Genomic DNA, 15,568 nt, shown 5'->3' with positions numbered 1-15,568 from the left:
CCGGCGCATGGTCAGCTGCCGCTGGGATCGGTGGCCGGCGTCTGGCGCGGGGGCTGGTCGCGGCGGTCGGTCCGGGAGCGGTCCAGCAGGCCGAAGGCCCAGCGCTCGTTGAAGCCGGCCAGGAAGCCGACCGCACACCAGAAGCCCCAGAACGCGGTGCCCGCCCCGTCCGCGTGGGCGGCGCAGATCTCGCCGGTGGTCGCGGGCGTGTCGATCACCTGCACGATGTCGGCGTTGAGCAGGAAGTACACCGCCAGGGCCAGGATCCAGCCGACGAAGACCCGGTAGACACCCTCGTGGCGCATGCCGCGAGCCAGCTGCCCCGGAGCCACGGTGCCCCGGTCCCCGTTGGTCCTCCGCCGGACGAGCGCCTCCCCGTTCCTGCGCAGCCGCACCAGCACGCTGAGCACCGCGCCGAACGCCCCGACCCCGCCGCACACGAAGGCCCCCATCAGACTCCACCGGTCGCTGCACCCGATGTCCACACGCAGGACGTCGAGCAGCCCCACGGCCCCCACCGCCAGCGGCGCGCTCAGCAGCACCACGCTGATCAGCGCGCCGAGACCGAGTCCGACGTTGATGCCGCGGCTCACGGCGAGCGCGCTGTCCTGCTCGATCCGGGCCCGCAGGCCCGCGATCTCCTTGTTGAGGTACTCCTTCAGATGCCTGTCGCACTCCCCGGCGGCCAGTCGCGGGTCGTGCAGCACATTGCCCAGCACACAGCCCACCGTGATCCGCAGCGACTGCCGGGTCTCGTACTCGAACGACCGCTGTGCCTCGCCGTGGATCAGCTGGAGGTTCATGTGCTGGCCGGGAAAGGCAGTGATGAACCGCTCGTACGCCGCCTCGCGTCCCGGTTCCACCAGGTTGGCCAGCCCGTCGGCCTTCGTGTCGGTGCGGGCGCCCAGCACCGCGTCGCGTAATCTCCGCCACCACGACCGGTGGCAGCCCCCGTTGCTCGTCATGGACAACCTGTACCCGCACCGCCGCCCGGCCGGAAGGCGGCCACGGCACCAGTACGGTCACCGTCGTCACGGAGCGGTCACCACCGCGGGTACGACCCGAGGACGATCGCCCCCTACTCGACCCCCGCAGCGTCCAGCAGCGCCGCCGCCGTCGCCGTCGCCAGTCCGTCGTCCAGGCGTTCCACATGCGCTCCGGCCCGGGCGCTGGCGCCGTCGTAGATCAGCATGAGCCGGCGGGCGAGGAGCTCGGGGTCACGGGCGCCACCGCGCTCGGCCTGGCTGCGGAAGACCTCCTGAAGGCGCTCCTTGGCCACGCGGGCGACCGCGCTCGCCGGATGCTCGGGATTCTTGAGCTCGACCAGCACGGCCAGATAGGGGCAGCCGTGGTACTCGGCGTCCACGGAGAACTTCTCCAGCCGTTCGAAGACGTACAGGATCCGCTCCCGGGGCGTGACGGATTCCGGGTCGGCGGGCGTGAACCGGGCCTCGTACCAGGGGAGCCGCTGCTCCAGCGTCGCGGCCAGCACCTCGTCCTTGCTGTCGAAGAGCTGGTACATCGACCGCTTGGAGACACCCGCCGTCCGGCACAGCGCCTCGACGCCGATGGAGACGCCCTCGCGGTAGAAGAGCTGGGCGGCCGCGTCGAGCAGCCGGTCCCGGGGTGATGCCTTGTCCGTGGTGGCCATACCCGGAGGTTACCGCGCCGGTGACGGCGGGAAACCGATCGGTATACTCGACTGCCTCACAGCGAACCCACATGACAGAGGCGTCGAACACACGTGACAGGCGCGCTGAACAAGCGCTTAGATAGGGGCCCGGACACCGAACCCGACCCCAGCCGGAGGCCCCGTTGTTCACTTCCGTAGACGACGTCTCCGCACGCCTTGCCGAGACCGGCTATCTGGCGTCGCCCGCGGTCGCCACGACCGTTTTCCTGGCCGACCGGCTGGGCAAGCCGCTGCTGGTGGAGGGGCCCGCCGGGGTCGGCAAGACGGAGCTGGCCAAGGCCGTCGCCCAGGTCGCGGACGCCCGGCTGGTACGACTGCAGTGCTACGAGGGCGTCGACGAGTCCCGCGCGCTGTACGAGTGGAACCACGCCAAGCAGCTGCTGCGGATCACCGCCGGGCGCGACGAGACCTGGGACGAGACGCGCACGGACATCTTCAGCGAGGAGTTCCTGCTCGCGCGGCCGCTGCTGACCGCCATCCGCGGGGACGACCCCAAGGTGCTACTGATCGACGAGACCGACAAGGCCGACATCGAGGTCGAGGGGCTGCTCCTGGAGGTGCTCAGCGACTTCCAGGTGACCGTCCCCGAGCTGGGCACCATCGCGGCCACCCGCCGCCCCTTCGTCGTGCTCACCTCCAACGCCAGCCGTGAGCTGTCCGAGGCCCTGCGCCGTCGCTGTCTGTTCCTGCACATCGGCTTCCCGGACGAGGAGCTGGAGCGGCGGATCGTACGGCTGAAGGTGCCCGGCCTCGGCGAGGCGCTGGTCGAGTCCGTGGTGCGGGTGATCGGCGCGCTGCGCGCGATGGACCTGCGGAAGGTGCCGTCGGTCGCCGAGACGATCGACTGGGCGCACACCCTGCTGGCGCTGGGTGCCGACGCGCTCGACGAGACGGTCGTACGGGACAGCCTGGGCGTGATCCTCAAGCACCAGGACGACGTCCTCAAGGCGGCCGCCAAGCTGGACCTGGACAACCTGTGAGCACCCCCGTCGGTGTCGCCGAGCGGCTGACGGGTCTGGTCGGGGCGCTGCGCTCGCACGGCGTGCGGGTCGGCACCGGCGAGACCGTGGACGCGGCCCGCGCGGTGGAGGCGCTCGGGCTCGCCGACCGGGAGCTGCTGCGGGAGGGCCTGGCGGCGACGCTGCTGCACGGGACGGGCCAGCGGGCCGTGTTCGACCCGGTCTTCGACCTCTACTTCCCACGAAGCGTCGGCGCGCCCGGAACCCGGTCCACGGACCGGGAGGAGCTGCGCGACCGGCTCGCGGCGGCGCTGGCGGCGGACGACCGGGCCATGATGGCGCGGCTGGCGGCGGAGGCCGTCGACGGGCTCGGCGGATACGGGAGCTCACCGGAGTCGGACGGCTGGTCCTCGTACCAGACCCTCGACCGGCTCCGCCCCCAGACGCTGCTGGCCCGGGTACGGACGGACGTCCGGCAGCGGGACCGGGGCGCGGGCTTCGCCGACCGGCTGCTCGACGACGAGATCCGGCGCCGTATCGAGGCGTTCCGCGGGATGGTCGCGGCCGAGGCGCGGCGGCGGGTCGCCGAGCGGCGTGACCGGGACATGATCGCCCGGCGGGCGGTGCGCCCGACCGCCGACCGGGTGGACTTCCTGTCCGCCGGGCGGGACCAACTGGGGGAACTGCGCAGGACCGTTCAGCCGATCGCTCGCAAGTTGGCCACCCGGCTGGCCGCCCGCCGCCGCCGGGCCGCGCGCGGCACGATCGATCTGCGCCGCACCCTGCGCGGGTCGCTGTCGACGGGCGGCGTGCCGATGCGGCCGGTGCTGCGCAGGCGCCGTCCGGTCCGGCCCGAACTGGTCCTGCTGTGCGATGTGTCGGGCTCGGTGTCGGGCTTCTCGGACTTCACGATGCTGCTGGTGCAGGCGCTGCACGACCAGTTCAGCAAGGTGCGGGTGTTCGCCTTCGTCAACCGGATCGACGAGGTGACCGGTCTGCTCGACCACGGCCGGGCAGACCCCGAGGGCCTGAGTGCCCGCATTCGCACGGAGGCGACGCTCACCGGCTGGCACGGCAGCAGCGACTACGGCGTGGCCCTGGGCGAGTTCGCGGAGCGCTACGGCGACGCGGTCGGCCCGCGCACGACCGTGTTCGTCCTCGGTGACGCCCGTACGAACATGAGCGACCCGAACCTGCCCGCGGTCCGCCGTGTCGCCGAACGGGCCCGCCGCGTCTACTGGTTGAACCCCGAGCAGCGTTCCCAGTGGGGCACGGGCGACTCCGCCGCGCCCGCCTACGCCGAGCTGGTGCAGATGCACGAGTGCCGCACGGCGCGGCAGCTGGGCGCACTGGTCACGCGGCTGCTGCCGGTGTGAGCCGGCCGACCCCGATGTGTGGTCGACTTGCGGCACATCCGCCCGCAGACGAGGACGTACGACATGACCCACCCGCCCGTGGAACTCGGCACCTTCCCCACTCCCGTGGAACCGGCGCCCCGGCTGGCCGCCGCACTCGGGCTCGGCCCGGACGACCTGTGGATCAAGCGTGACGACCTGACCGGTCTCGGCGGTGGCGGCAACAAGATCCGCAAGCTGGAGTGGACGCTGGGCGCGGCGCTCGCGGAAGGGGCCGACACGCTGGTGACCACCGGCGCGCCACAGAGCAACCATGCCCGGCTGACGGCGGCCGCGGGCGCCCGGCTGGGGTGGGACGTCGTCCTGGTGCTGCGTGGCTCGCCGGGCGTGTCGCGGTCCGGGAACCTTGCGCTCGACGGGTTGTTCGGGGCGCGGCTGGTCTGGGCGGGCGACGTCGACCGGGCGGGCCTGGACGCGATGGCGGCCGAGGTGTGCGAACGGCTGCGGAAGAACGGCTCCCGGCCCGCGCTCGTCCCGTTCGGCGGGTCGAGCACGCTGGGGGCGCGCGGCTATGTGCGGTGCGGCGAGGAACTGAGCCGCCAGGTTCCGGATCCGCGGACCGTGGTCGTCGCGCTCGGATCCGGCGGCACCATGGCGGGACTCGTCGCCTCGCTCGGGTCGGCGGCGGTGCTGGGCGTCGACGTGGGCGCGCTGGCCGATCCGGCCGCCGCCGTCGCAAAGTTCGCGGCGCCGCTCACCGCGGAGGCGGTCGCCCCGGACCGGCTGCGGGTGCGGCGCGACCAGGTGGGCGACGGGTACGCGACGCTCACCGGACCCGCCGCCGGGGCGCTCCGGCTCGCCGCCCGCACCGAGGGGCTCGTCCTCGACCCGGTCTACACCGGCCGGGCCCTGGCCGGGCTGGCCGCCGCCGTCCGGGACGGTGACGTCCGGCCGGGCGAGCGGACCGTGTTCGTGCACACCGGCGGGCTGCCCGGCCTGTTCGGGCACGCCGAGGCCGTCGCGTACGCCGAGCAGGGGGTCGTCGTCCACGAGCCCTGACGGCACCCGGCCCCTTACACGCACCTGCGCTCCTCCTTCCCCGGGACTACGGCTCTTCCCCGATGCCCGGCCGGCGGGCCTGCCTCTAACCTGCGAGTACGCGGCAAGGGGGAGATGACATGAAGGCGGTCGTCCAGGACCGGTACGGCTCACCGGACGTACTGGAGCTCAGGGACGTGGACAAGCCCGTGCCGGGCGACGACGAGGTGCTGGTGCGCGTACGGGCCGCCGGGCTGAACGCGTACGACTGGCACCTCATGCGCGGTGACCCGTATGTGGCCCGGCTGGCGCTGGGACCGCGCGCGCCCCGCGCCCGGATCCGGGGCCGGGACTTCGCGGGCGAGGTGGCGGCGGTCGGCCGGAACGTAGGGGATCTCCAGCCGGGCGACGAGGTGTTCGGCGAGGTCGACGGCACCTTCGCGGAGTACGTGTGCGTCCCGGACGCCTGGGTGGAGCGCAAGCCCGCGGCCCTGACCTTCGAGCAGGCGGCGGCCCTGCCGCTGGCCGGGGCCACCGCCCTGCGCGGACTGCGTGACGTGGCAGGGGTGCGGCCGGGCCAGCATGTGCTGGTCAACGGAGCCTCCGGCGGGGTCGGCACGTTCGCCGTGCAGATCGCCAAGACGCTCGGCGCCGAGGTGACCGGCGTGTGCAGCACGCGCAACGCCGAGCTGGTCCGCTCGCTGGGCGCGGACCACGTCGTCGACTACACACGCGAGGACTTCACGCGCGGCGGGCGACGCTACGACGTGGTCCTCGACCTCGCGGCGAGCCACGGTATCTCCGGCCTCCGGCGCGCCCTGACGCCCACCGGGACGCTCGTCCTCGGCAGCGGGGGCAGCCCGGGGCAGTTCTTCGGGGCTCCCGTCCTCATTCTCAAGGGGCTCGCTCTCTCCCCCTTCGTGCGCCAGCGCCTGCGCCCGCTCATCGGTCCGGCGCCCAGCAAGGAGGTGCTGGCGGAGCTGCGGAAGCTCGCCGACGCCGGGAAGCTGGCCCCGGTGATCGACCGGACCTACGCACTCGACGAGGCGCCCGAGGCCATCCGGTACCTGGAGGACGTGCACGCGCGGGGGAAGGTCGTCGTCACGGTGTGACCGGGCCGGCCGCGGTTCATGCCGGTGCCCCGCGGCGCCGCACGCACCGCGGGGCACACCGGGATCCGCTCAGGTCCCGGGGGCCTTCGCGTAGTCCTGTGCCATGGCTCCCGCGAAGTCGTACACCACGCACTGTTCGTCGCCCACGACCCAGGCGTCGTGGCCGGGCGGGCACACGAAGACGTCGCCGGGGCCGACCTCGCCCTCGCCGCCTTCGTCCATGCGCAGGTGCATCCGCCCTTGGACCACATAGCCGTTGTGATGGATCTGGCAGGTCTCGGTGCCCACGATCGGGCCCACGGACTCCGACCAGCGCCAGCCCGGCTCGAACGTGGCCACGGCGAAGTCGAGCCCGGTGAGATGAACCGCTTCGAGATGGCCGCGGGGGAAGTCGCGCCGCTCGTCCGGCTTGTCGACCGTCTTCACTTCCAGCATGACGGTGTCCTCCCTTCCGGCCGCTCACGACGGCCGGGGCCGGTCTCCGTCTCCCGGCGACCCCGGGTGGCACCAGGCGTTCGGACGGCGGCCGTGCCCCACCGGTCCATCGTCTGCCTGTCAACTCGGCGCCGCCATTCGGGGAACAGCGCAGTGCAGCGGGGCTCCTGCGGGGCGGCAGTTCCGCTCCCAGGATTGACATGGCCATGTAATTCACCTCAGACTCGGCTGTCCGGGTGCCGCTCCCGCCGCCCGGCCGACCCGCGCCCGTACGCCCGACTCCCCGCGACGCGCGGTCCGTTCACCGGAAAACCCGGGTCATCCCCGCATGCTGAGCCAGGAACCCATGCCGAGACAACGTTGTCAACGCCCCGAACGGAGGCCCCTCATGGCAACACCCCCCACCAGCAGCATCCCGGTCGGACCGCTGGGCGCCCGGCTCACGCGCCGCTCCCTGCTGCGCACGGCAGCCGGGACGGCGGCCGCGCTCGCCGCGCTCGGCGGACCCGCAGCGGCGTCGGCGGCAGCCGCGCCCGGACCGGCCGACCCCGCTCTCGCCGAGGACGTGCGCCAGGAGTTCCTCACCTCCTGGACCGCCTACCGGCGGCTCACCTGGGGCCGCGACGAGCTGCGCCCGGTGTCCGGCACCGGCTCCGACTTCTTCATCAGCGGGGTGCCGCTGGGGCTGACCGTCGTGGAGTCGCTGGACACGCTGTACCTGATGGAGCTGGACGGCGAACTCGACGCGGCCGTCTCCTGGATCAGCGGGAGCCTGGACTTCGATCGCGACGCGAGCGTGCAGGTCTTCGAGACGATCATCCGACTGGTCGGCGGCCTGCTCTCCGGCTACCACTGCACGGGCGAGACGGTCCTGCTGACCAAGGCCCGCGATCTGGCCGACCGGCTGCTGCCGGCCTTCACGTCGTCGCCGACCGGGGCGCCGTACCGGTATGTCAATCTGCGCACGGGCGCCGTCAGCGGCAACCAGGCGCCGCTCGCCGAGATCGGCAGCAACATCACCGAACTGGGATGGCTGTCCCGGCTGACCGGCGACCAGAAGTACTTCGACGCGGCCAAGAAGGCCCTGAAGGCACCGTACGACCGGCGCTCGTCGCTGAACCTGGTCGGGACGACGCTCAACGTCGACACCGGCGCCTGGACCGACCCCACCGCCCGGGTGGACCCACCCGTGGACTCCTACTTCGAGTATCTGTGGGACGCCTGTCAGTTCCTCGGCGACACGGAGATCCGCGGCTGGTACCAGACCCTGACCTCGGCGGTCCTGCACCGGCTCGGGGAGACCTACGACGGGCGCCTGTGGTTCAGGTCCGCCGACATGAACAGCGGGGCGCTGCTCAGCCGACGGCAGTCCGAACTCAGCGCGTTCTACGCGGGATTGCTCGCCCAGGGCGGCAATCTCAGCGAGGGCGAGTCCTACCACTCCTCGTGGGCGGCGGCACTGGCGTCGTTCCGGCTGCCGCCGGAGGGGATCGACTACTCGACGCTCTCGGCGACCAGCACGCAGTACCAGCTGCGCCCCGAGTACGTGGACTCCGCGCTGTTCCTGTGGCTGCTGACCGGCAAGGAGGTCTACCGGGACCGCGCCAAGTGGCTCTGGAACGCACAGAAGAACCACTGCAAGGTCACGAACGGCTACTCGATCGTGTCGGACATGACGACGACCCCGACGACCAAGGGGGATCTGACACCGGGGTACTGGTTCTCCGAGAACATGAAGTACTACTACCTGCTGTGGTCCGCTGCGCCGCGCTTCGACTACACCACCAACTACCTCACCACCGAGGGCAATGTGCTGCGCGGCGCCAACCGGGTCGCCGCACCCGCGCCGAGCGGCACCTTCCGGCTGGTCAACCGGTCGACCGGACGGGTCATGGACGTGAGCGGCGCATCGACGGCGGACGGTGGCGCGGTGATCGCGTGGACCCCGCACTCCGGCGCCAACCAGCGCTGGATCGCCACCACTTCGGGCGGACTCACCAAGCTGACCAGCCTCAACAGCGGCAAGGTTCTGGAGGTACCACGCTCCTCCACCGCGGACGGCACCGCCCTGAACCAGTGGGCGCACAACGGCACCGCCACCCAGCAGTGGACGCTCCAGGCGATGGGCGGCGGCTACCAGCGCCTCGTCAACCGCAACAGCGGCAAGGCCCTGGACGTCGACGGCACCGCCAACGGCGCGGCGGTGGTGCAGCGGACGGCCGGTGACGCGGTCTCGCAGCAGTGGCGGCTGGAGAGGGTGTGAGGGCGCATCAGGGCCGGACGGCAGCCTGCGCGGCCAACTCGCCCGAAGCGGCGGCGCCTTGGGCACGGCCTACGGCGAACACCGCGTACGCGTAGGCGAGGTCGACGACGAAGCAGCCGATGTAGAGGTAGTACATCAGGGCGTTGTCGTAGCGCGGGTCCCCGTCGGGGTCGGTGAGCATCGTCAGGGAGGCACAGGCGGTTCCCAGGAGTTTGGTCAGCGCGATACCCGGAGACTGGCCGCGCGTCCCACGGCGCGCGGCCAGCATCGCCAGGAACAGTCCGGACATCGCCAGGTTGCTGCCGAACGCGGTGAGGACGCCGTCGCCCGCGTCGAACTCCTCCGAGGCGTAGTTCATGCCCGGATAGGCGAGGAGCAGCAGTGCGCCCAGCGCGGGCAGGAACAACCGGTCGGGCAGGTAGGGGAATTCGGCCCGGCCGAAGCGGACGACGGTGTAACCGACGGCCACGTCGAAGCAGAACCACACGATGTTGATGACATGCCCGAGACCGGACGGCGGCCGCACGAAGGCGAACATGAACTCCCAGCTGATGTTGGTGGCGAACGCGACGACCGGCATGCCGAACGTCCGCTCCCGCACCCCGGTCCGGATCAGCAGCACGTAGGCAGTGGTCCAGAAGACTCCCGTCCCCAGGAGAAACGCCGTGTGCACTGCATGCATGGATGCCCTCCGTAAGCCGCCCCGGTCCGGCTCGCGCCGGTGACTACTCTGGCACGGTGACCCTCACGAACGTGCTCTCGATCGCCGTGGACGAAACCTGGGACCCGCCGCTGAGACCGCTTCCGCCGAGGGCCGCCGAACTGCTGCAACGACTTGATGCCCCGCCCCGCCTGGTCGCCCACCTCCGGGCGGTGCACGATGTCGCGGCACGGCTGGCCGAGTGGACCCAAGAGCACTGCCCGGCACTGGAGTTCGACCGGAAGGCGGTGCTCTTCGGGGCCGCCACCCATGACATCGGCAAGACCCGGCATCCGGGCGAACTCTCCGGCCCCGGCGCGCGGCACGAGGAGGCCGGACGTGAACTCCTGCTGGCGCACGGGGTCGACCCGGGACTGGCCCGGTTCGCCGGTACGCACGCGTCCTGGGACGCCCCGGGGGTCGGCGTGGAGGACCTGCTGGTGAGCCTGGCCGACAAGGTCTGGAAGAACAAGCGCGTCCCCGCCCTGGAGAACCTGGTCGTGGCGCGGCTCTCCCGGGCCGGCGGGCGGCCGGAGTGGGAGGAGTTCCTGCGGCTGGACGAGGTCCTCACGGCCATCGGTGAGGACGCCGACCGCAGGCTGGCGTACCAGAAGTCCCATCCCCTGGCAGGAAGGTGACGAAGTACGTGACATCCCTGGGCGACGACGGCGCCGAGCTCTGCCCTCTCGAACCGAGTCGGGCCGGGGAGTTCCTGGCCCATGTGGACCGGGGGCGCGAGTTCATCGGCCGGTTCAACGGGCTGCCGGACGTCGTCACGGACCTGGAGTCGAGCCGGGCGTTCCTGCGCGCGTACGCGGAGAAGGCCGCGCCTGCACCGGGCGTATCGCCGGTGTCCGGGTGGACGGCGAGCTCGTCGGCGCCGTCGTGCTGCGCAGGCTGGACGTGGGGCGGGGGATCGCCGAGGCGGGCTGCCGGCTGGAGCCGGCCGCGGTGGGCCGGGGTCTGGTGACCCGTGCCGCGCGCGTGCTCATCGACTGGGCCGTCAGGGAGCGTGGAGTCCACCGCGTCGAGTGGTGGGTGTCCCCGGAGAACGGGCCGAGCATCGCCGTGGCCCGGCGGCTCGAGATGAGCAAGGCCGGGGTACTGCGGGAGAGTTACCTCTATCGGGGGAAGCGGCACGACGAGGAGATCTGGGCGGTGCCGGCGCCGGAGTGGCTCCGCTGACGGCCGTCGTTACCAGGACCGCGCGATGTGCAGCAGGTGGTCGCGGACGCGGGCCACGCCGGGGTTCTCGGACCGGCCGGGGCGCTGGACCAGGAAGGCCGTGTTGATGGGCGGATCGTCGGGCTCGTGGAGCGCTACGAGGGCGCCGGAGGCCAGCTGGTCGAGGCAGAGGTAGCGGGGCAGGACGGTGAAGCCCGCGCCCGCGGTCACCGCCGCCAGGACACCGCGCAGATCGGGCACGGTCACGGCGGCGGGGCAGGAGAGCCGCCGGCCGAAGACGTGGCGCCAGTAGCGGCGGGCGATCGGGAGATCCTCGGCGTAGGTGATCAGGGGCACCGAGTGCAGCACGGCGGGTCCCTCGACGGCCAGTTGCCGCTTCAGCCGCTCGGCCCACACGGGGGCGGCGACCAGCACGAACTCCTCGTCCGCGAGCGGGACCGCGCTCAGGGTGCGGCCGCGCGGGCGGGTCGTGGAGATCACCAGGTCGTGGCGGCCCGCACGCAGTTCGTCCAGCAGCGGGTCCGTGAGCCCCGTCGCCACGCGCAGCCGTACCCCTTCCGCCACCAGCGGTGCCAGGGCGGGCAGCACACTGATGCACAGGAACTCCGCGGGGCCTGCCAGATGGACCGGGTCGGCGCGGCCGTCCGGCGTGGGCCGCGGGCCCGCCACGGCCGCGAGTTCGTCGAGCGGTGCGGCGATCCGCGCCGCCAGCTCGTCGGCGACCGCCGTCGGTGCGACGCCCCTGGGGAGCCGCTCGAACAGCTCCCGTCCGGCCTGCCGCTCCAGGGTGCGCATCTGGGTGGTCACCGTGGGCTGCGACAGCCCCAGCAACTGCCCGGCGCCGGTGAAGGAGCCCGACCGGTACACGGCCAGGAAGGTGCGCAGCAGGTTCAGGTCGAGGGAGGAGCTGTCCACCCGTCCGAGTATGGTCCGCGTCCCATAGATCTTCCAATGCCGGACAGTCCAAGCCCCAGTGGTTGCCTATGGCCCTTGGCTGCGCGGATCCTGGAGTCACGACCGGCCGGCATGACGGCATCCGCGCCGGGTCGGCCGGAAGCGAGGCTCCTCATGGCATACGACGAAGGACTGGCCCAGCGGATCCGGGAGAGGCTGGGCGGGGATCCGGACATCGTGGAGAAGAAGATGTTCGGCGGGATCGGCTTCCTGTGCCACGGCAACATGGCCGTGGGCGTGAGCGGTGACGACCTGATCGTGCGTATCGCCCCCGACGCCACCGACGCGGCCCTGGCCCGCCCGGGAGCGCGCCTCTTCGACCGGGCCGGCCGCCCGATGCGCGGCTGGATCCTGGTCGCCGGCCCGGCCCTGACCGACGAAGCGGTCCTGGGCGAGTGGATCGACGAGGGACACGGCTTCGCGGCGGGCCTGCCGCCCAAGTGAGGCGCAGGTCCCGGGCGAGGACCGCGACGGCACGGACGCCGAGGTTCCGCCGAGGCAGCTCGCGGCGGCCCGCGGTGACTCACGGCGGCTTCGCGACCGGCCGAACGGGCGGCCGTGCCGAGGCGTTGGTCTGCCGGTGAGGCCGCGCCGGGGCTAGGTTGTGCGGCATGAGCAATCTTGACCGTCATGCGGTGCCCAGTGTGTGCGGCGGCCGGGGGTTCGTCGTCGCGGAACCCGTCCGGGAGCTGCTGAGTCCTCGTCAGGTCCGGCTGGGCGAGTCGACCGCGGTACGGCGGCTGCTGCCCAATCTGGGGCGCCGCATGATCGGCGCCTGGTGCTTCGTCGACCACTACGGCCCGGACGACATCGCCGACGAGCCGGGCATGCAGGTCCCGCCGCATCCGCACATGGGGCTGCAGACGGTGAGCTGGCTGCACGAGGGCGAGGTGCTGCACCGCGACTCGACCGGCAGTCTGCAGACCATCAGGCCGAAGGAGCTCGGCCTGATGACCTCGGGCCGCGCCATCAGCCACTCCGAGGAGAGCCCGCGGCCGCACGCCCGCTTCCTGCACGGCGCACAGCTGTGGGTCGCGCTGCCCGACGCGCACCGCGACACCGACCCCCACTTCGAGCATCACCCCGAACTGCCCACGGTCACCTCCCCCGGCCTCACGGCGACGGTCGTCCTGGGCGCCCTGGACGGCTCGGCCTCGCCCGGTACGGCGTACACGCCGATCGTCGGCGCCGACCTCGCGCTGAGCCACGGCACCGACGTCCGGCTGCCGCTCGAACCCGACTTCGAGTACGGCGTCCTGGCGATGTCCGGCGAGGTGCACGTCGACGGGGTGCCCGTGCTGCCGGGCTCGATGCTCTACCTCGGCAGCGGACGCACCGAACTGCCGCTGCGTGCCGAGTCGGACGCGGGGCTGATGCTGCTCGGCGGCGAGCCGTTCGAGGAAGAGCTGATCATGTGGTGGAACTTCGTCGGCCGTACTCAGGCGGAGATCGAGCAGGCCCGCGCGGACTGGACGACGGGCTCTCGCTTCGGTGACGTCAAGGGGTACGACGGCGCTCCGCTGGCGGCGCCCGAGCTCCCGCCGACGCCCTTGAAGCCGCGGGGTCGCACGCGCTAGCCCGCCTCCGGGGACGTGCTGCGGTCACCCGAACCTTCACGCGTCAAGAATAGTAGCCATGGACATAGTAGCCATGTACGGTAACTGCATGAGCAACGGTTCCGAAGGGGCCACGCCCGGTTTTCTGGTGTGGCGGCTGTCGATGAAGTGGCGGGTCGCGGTCGACCGTGCGGTGGCTCCGCTCGGACTCACCCACGCGCAGTACTCGCTCGTCGCGTCCCTGTACGGCATGCAGCGCTCCGGCCTGCGGCCCAGCCAGCGCCGCCTCGCCGACCACACCGGCCTGGAGGCCCTGTACGTGTCCAAGCTGGCCCGCAGCCTGGAATCGGCCGGCCTCGTCGAACGCACCAGGGATCCGCACGACCCGCGTGCCGTACAGCTGGCACTCACCGAGGAGGGCCGCGAGGTCACCCGGCGGGCGATCGACGTGGTCCACGGACTCCTGAAGCAGTTGCTGGAGCCGCTCGGCGGGCTCGACAGCACGCGGACCCGGGAGTTCACCCGGGACCTGGCAACCCTGCTCGACGCACCACTCGACCCGTTCAGCACGTCCGACAACGAGACGGAGCAGTCATGACCACCAGCGCACCCATCGTCGACGGTCGCGTCGTGGCCCTCGCCCACTACGCCGCACGCGCCGTCCTGGAACGCGTCCTTTCCCAGTACGACGTCACCTTCCAGCAGTTCATCACCCTGCGCCTGGCCGCCGTGGCGGACGGCCCCGTCGAGCGCGACACGCTCGTCGACGGCGTCACCGGCGCGGTGAAGGTCGACGCGTCCGATGTGCACGGCACGATCGCAGAGCTGATCGCCGCGGGGTTGCTGACCGAGGAGGGGCCGTCCCGCATGCGGATCACGGACGCCGGACGGGAGCTGTACGCCAAGGGTTCCACCGAGACCGCGACGATCGCCGCCCGGATCTACGACGGCATCCCGGAGAAGGACCGGGCCGTCGCCGGCCGTGTGCTGACGCTGGTCACGGAGCGTGCCAACGCCGAGCTGACCACCCTGAGCAAGTAGTGGAATATTGAACCACCGGGTTCCGTTGTCCGCCTCGAAGGAGGTCAGGAGTGGAGACCCAGGTGGACACGAGGTACTACGACCACGGAACGGCGGCGGAGCGCTGGGAGCGCGCCCAGCAGTTCTTCGACGCCAAGGACTACGCGGGGGCGGCACGCGTCCTGGCCGGGCTGGTCGAGGAGATGCCGGAGCAGACCGGACCCCGGCTGCTGCTGGCGCGCGCCTACTATCACTCGGCCCAACTGCGGCGCGCCGAGGCCGAGTTGCGCGTCATCGTCGAGCGCGACCCGGTGGAGCACTACGCCCGGCTGCTGCTGGGCCGCACGCTCCAGCGGCAGGCGCGGCACGAGGAGGCGGAGCAGCACCTGCGGATCGCCTCGGCGCTCGCGGGCGACTTCGACCGCGGCTGAGAAGGACACCCGGCACACGGGGGCCCGGTTCACCGACCAGGAACCGGGCCCCCGTTCGTCATGCGGTGGTCCTACGGTGGGGGACTCGTTCCTCAGGGATGACGGTCCAGTAGTCGGACCGTGAGGAGCCCGGGTTCCCGACCGATGAAGTGACCTGCGTCACCGGAGAGGGCGCAGTGCCGTGTCATGCTGACGCGATGTCAACTCCCCATGGCCGCGTCCCTCGTGTGCCCCTCGCCGAGCGAGTAGAGCAACTCCTTGCCGCTGAAGGCCCGTTGCCCATCGTCGCGGCCGGCGACCCGGTGCTGCGGCGCGGCACCGAGCCGTACGACGGGCAGCTGGAGCCCGCCTTGCTGGCGCGGTTCGTCAAGGCCCTGCGCGTCACCATGCACGCGGCCCCTGGCGTCGGCCTCGCCGCGCCGCAGGTCGGGGTGGAACTGCGGATCGCGGTCGTCGAGGATCCGGCGCCGGTACCGGAAGAGGTACGGCTGGCCCGGGGCCGGGTGCCGCAGCCGTTCCGCGTACTGGTCAACCCGTCGTACGAGCCGGTCGGCACCACCAGGGCCGCGTTCTTCGAAGGCTGCCTGAGCGTCCCGGGCTGGCAGGCGGTGGTGGCCCGGCACGCGGAGGTGCGGCTGCACGCCCAGGACGAGCACGGCCGCACACTCGACGAGCTCTTCACCGGCTGGCCCGCCCGGATCGTCCAGCACGAGACGGACCACCTCGACGGCAAGCTCTACCTCGACCGCGCGGAACTCCGGTCGCTGTCGTCGAACGAGGCGATGGCGGAGCGGTGGACGCAGGCGACACCACAGAGGGCGGCCGAGGAGTTGGGCTTCCGGCTGCCGTGAACCGGCGGGCGAAACC

At 72.0% G+C, this 15,568-nt stretch carries 17 protein-coding genes and 1 pseudogene; 13 read left to right on the top strand and 5 right to left on the bottom strand.

Annotated features, from left to right (window positions below):
• Nucleotides 1-11 precede the first annotated feature (11 nt).
• Complete coding sequence (locus tag Q8A52_RS11555; RefSeq protein WP_316750755.1) at nt 12-965, bottom strand: hypothetical protein; 954 nt, start codon at nt 963-965, stop codon at nt 12-14.
• Between the two features lie 113 nt (nt 966-1,078).
• Nucleotides 1,079-1,651: a TetR/AcrR family transcriptional regulator gene (locus Q8A52_RS11550; protein ID WP_316750753.1), complete on the bottom strand. Its 573-nt coding sequence runs from the start codon at nt 1,649-1,651 to the stop codon at nt 1,079-1,081.
• Nucleotides 1,652-1,815: 164 nt separating this feature from the next.
• Between Q8A52_RS11550 and Q8A52_RS11545 the strand changes: the two genes are divergently transcribed.
• From Q8A52_RS11545 to Q8A52_RS11530, 4 genes are all read left to right on the top strand, one after another.
• On the top strand, nt 1,816-2,673 hold the full coding sequence (locus Q8A52_RS11545) for an AAA family ATPase (protein WP_316750751.1): 858 nt from the start codon (nt 1,816-1,818) through the stop codon (nt 2,671-2,673).
• Nucleotides 2,670-4,028: a VWA domain-containing protein gene (locus tag Q8A52_RS11540; RefSeq protein ID WP_316750749.1), complete on the top strand. Its 1,359-nt coding sequence runs from the start codon at nt 2,670-2,672 to the stop codon at nt 4,026-4,028. The genes Q8A52_RS11545 and Q8A52_RS11540 overlap by 4 nt, the downstream gene beginning before the upstream one ends.
• A 63-nt stretch (nt 4,029-4,091) precedes the next feature.
• Nucleotides 4,092-5,066 (top strand): pyridoxal-phosphate dependent enzyme, encoded by a 975-nt coding sequence (locus Q8A52_RS11535; RefSeq protein ID WP_316750746.1) that lies wholly within the window; start codon nt 4,092-4,094, stop codon nt 5,064-5,066.
• Between the two features lie 119 nt (nt 5,067-5,185).
• On the top strand, nt 5,186-6,157 hold the full coding sequence (locus Q8A52_RS11530; RefSeq protein ID WP_316750744.1) for an NAD(P)-dependent alcohol dehydrogenase: 972 nt from the start codon (nt 5,186-5,188) through the stop codon (nt 6,155-6,157).
• A 69-nt stretch (nt 6,158-6,226) separates the two neighbouring features.
• Here Q8A52_RS11530 and Q8A52_RS11525 read toward each other — a convergent pair whose 3' ends face one another.
• Nucleotides 6,227-6,592 carry a cupin domain-containing protein gene (locus Q8A52_RS11525; RefSeq protein ID WP_316750742.1) on the bottom strand — a complete coding sequence of 122 codons (366 nt, stop codon included), beginning with the start codon at nt 6,590-6,592 and terminating at the stop codon, nt 6,227-6,229.
• A gap of 388 nt (nt 6,593-6,980) precedes the next feature.
• Here Q8A52_RS11525 and Q8A52_RS11520 point away from each other — a divergent pair, with 388 nt between their 5' ends.
• Nucleotides 6,981-8,855 (top strand): glycoside hydrolase family 47 protein, encoded by a 1,875-nt coding sequence (locus Q8A52_RS11520; RefSeq protein ID WP_316750740.1) that lies wholly within the window; start codon nt 6,981-6,983, stop codon nt 8,853-8,855.
• Between the two features lie 7 nt (nt 8,856-8,862).
• Here the strand turns inward: Q8A52_RS11520 and Q8A52_RS11515 are convergent, their stop codons facing one another.
• A complete protein-coding gene (locus Q8A52_RS11515) occupies nt 8,863-9,537 on the bottom strand; it encodes a transmembrane-type terpene cyclase (protein WP_316750738.1) in 675 nt (224 codons plus the stop codon).
• A 56-nt stretch (nt 9,538-9,593) separates the two neighbouring features.
• On the opposite strand from Q8A52_RS11515, the gene Q8A52_RS11510 reads away from it, so the two are divergent.
• Nucleotides 9,594-10,193, top strand: a complete 600-nt coding sequence (locus Q8A52_RS11510; RefSeq protein WP_316750736.1) for an HD domain-containing protein — start codon at nt 9,594-9,596, stop codon at nt 10,191-10,193.
• Nucleotides 10,190-10,740, top strand: a pseudogene (locus tag Q8A52_RS11505) (GNAT family N-acetyltransferase). Before Q8A52_RS11510 ends, Q8A52_RS11505 begins: the two are co-directional and overlap by 4 nt.
• Before the next feature lie 9 nt (nt 10,741-10,749).
• Here Q8A52_RS11505 and Q8A52_RS11500 read toward each other — a convergent pair.
• Nucleotides 10,750-11,655, bottom strand: coding sequence for a LysR family transcriptional regulator (locus tag Q8A52_RS11500; RefSeq protein ID WP_316750733.1), 906 nt, complete (start codon nt 11,653-11,655; stop codon nt 10,750-10,752).
• 153 nt (nt 11,656-11,808) lie between these two features.
• Between Q8A52_RS11500 and Q8A52_RS11495 the strand changes: the two genes are divergently transcribed.
• The 6 genes from Q8A52_RS11495 (at nt 11,809) to Q8A52_RS11470 (ending at nt 15,552) form a co-directional block, all read left to right on the top strand.
• Nucleotides 11,809-12,138 carry a TfoX/Sxy family protein gene (locus Q8A52_RS11495; protein WP_316750731.1) on the top strand — a complete coding sequence of 110 codons (330 nt, stop codon included), beginning with the start codon at nt 11,809-11,811 and terminating at the stop codon, nt 12,136-12,138.
• Nucleotides 12,139-12,305: 167 nt separating this feature from the next.
• On the top strand, nt 12,306-13,271 hold the full coding sequence (locus Q8A52_RS11490) for a pirin family protein (RefSeq protein ID WP_316750729.1): 966 nt from the start codon (nt 12,306-12,308) through the stop codon (nt 13,269-13,271).
• Between the two features lie 88 nt (nt 13,272-13,359).
• On the top strand, nt 13,360-13,848 hold the full coding sequence (locus Q8A52_RS11485; RefSeq protein WP_316750727.1) for a MarR family winged helix-turn-helix transcriptional regulator: 489 nt from the start codon (nt 13,360-13,362) through the stop codon (nt 13,846-13,848).
• Nucleotides 13,845-14,291, top strand: a complete 447-nt coding sequence (locus Q8A52_RS11480; RefSeq protein WP_316750726.1) for a MarR family winged helix-turn-helix transcriptional regulator — start codon at nt 13,845-13,847, stop codon at nt 14,289-14,291. Before Q8A52_RS11485 ends, Q8A52_RS11480 begins: the two co-directional genes overlap by 4 nt.
• A 62-nt stretch (nt 14,292-14,353) precedes the next feature.
• On the top strand, nt 14,354-14,701 hold the full coding sequence (locus Q8A52_RS11475) for a tetratricopeptide repeat protein (RefSeq protein WP_316751032.1): 348 nt from the start codon (nt 14,354-14,356) through the stop codon (nt 14,699-14,701).
• A 197-nt stretch (nt 14,702-14,898) separates the two neighbouring features.
• Nucleotides 14,899-15,552, top strand: coding sequence for a peptide deformylase (locus Q8A52_RS11470; protein ID WP_316750724.1), 654 nt, complete (start codon nt 14,899-14,901; stop codon nt 15,550-15,552).
• Nucleotides 15,553-15,568 lie beyond the last annotated feature (16 nt).

Source organism: Streptomyces herbicida, assembly GCF_032656585.1.
GTDB lineage: Bacteria > Actinomycetota > Actinomycetes > Streptomycetales > Streptomycetaceae > Streptomyces > Streptomyces herbicida.
Note: the sequence above shows the minus strand (reverse complement) of the source record. Positions and strands in the feature narration are given on the sequence as shown.

Bases quoted from the DNA above. Each gene is read 5' to 3' on its own strand.
- Q8A52_RS11555 (WP_316750755.1), bottom strand. From the start codon at position 965: ATGACGAGCAACGGGGGCTGCCACCGGTCGTGGTGGCGGAGATTACGC.
- Q8A52_RS11550 (WP_316750753.1), bottom strand. From the start codon at position 1,651: ATGGCCACCACGGACAAGGCATCACCCCGGGACCGGCTGCTCGACGCG.
- Q8A52_RS11535 (WP_316750746.1), top strand. From the start codon at position 4,092: ATGACCCACCCGCCCGTGGAACTCGGCACCTTCCCCACTCCCGTGGAA.
- Q8A52_RS11530 (WP_316750744.1), top strand. From the start codon at position 5,186: ATGAAGGCGGTCGTCCAGGACCGGTACGGCTCACCGGACGTACTGGAG.
- Q8A52_RS11525 (WP_316750742.1), bottom strand. From the start codon at position 6,592: ATGCTGGAAGTGAAGACGGTCGACAAGCCGGACGAGCGGCGCGACTTC.
- Q8A52_RS11520 (WP_316750740.1), top strand. From the start codon at position 6,981: ATGGCAACACCCCCCACCAGCAGCATCCCGGTCGGACCGCTGGGCGCC.
- Q8A52_RS11515 (WP_316750738.1), bottom strand. From the start codon at position 9,537: ATGCATGCAGTGCACACGGCGTTTCTCCTGGGGACGGGAGTCTTCTGG.
- Q8A52_RS11495 (WP_316750731.1), top strand. From the start codon at position 11,809: ATGGCATACGACGAAGGACTGGCCCAGCGGATCCGGGAGAGGCTGGGC.
- Q8A52_RS11490 (WP_316750729.1), top strand. From the start codon at position 12,306: ATGAGCAATCTTGACCGTCATGCGGTGCCCAGTGTGTGCGGCGGCCGG.
- Q8A52_RS11485 (WP_316750727.1), top strand. From the start codon at position 13,360: ATGAGCAACGGTTCCGAAGGGGCCACGCCCGGTTTTCTGGTGTGGCGG.
- Q8A52_RS11480 (WP_316750726.1), top strand. From the start codon at position 13,845: ATGACCACCAGCGCACCCATCGTCGACGGTCGCGTCGTGGCCCTCGCC.
- Q8A52_RS11470 (WP_316750724.1), top strand. From the start codon at position 14,899: ATGTCAACTCCCCATGGCCGCGTCCCTCGTGTGCCCCTCGCCGAGCGA.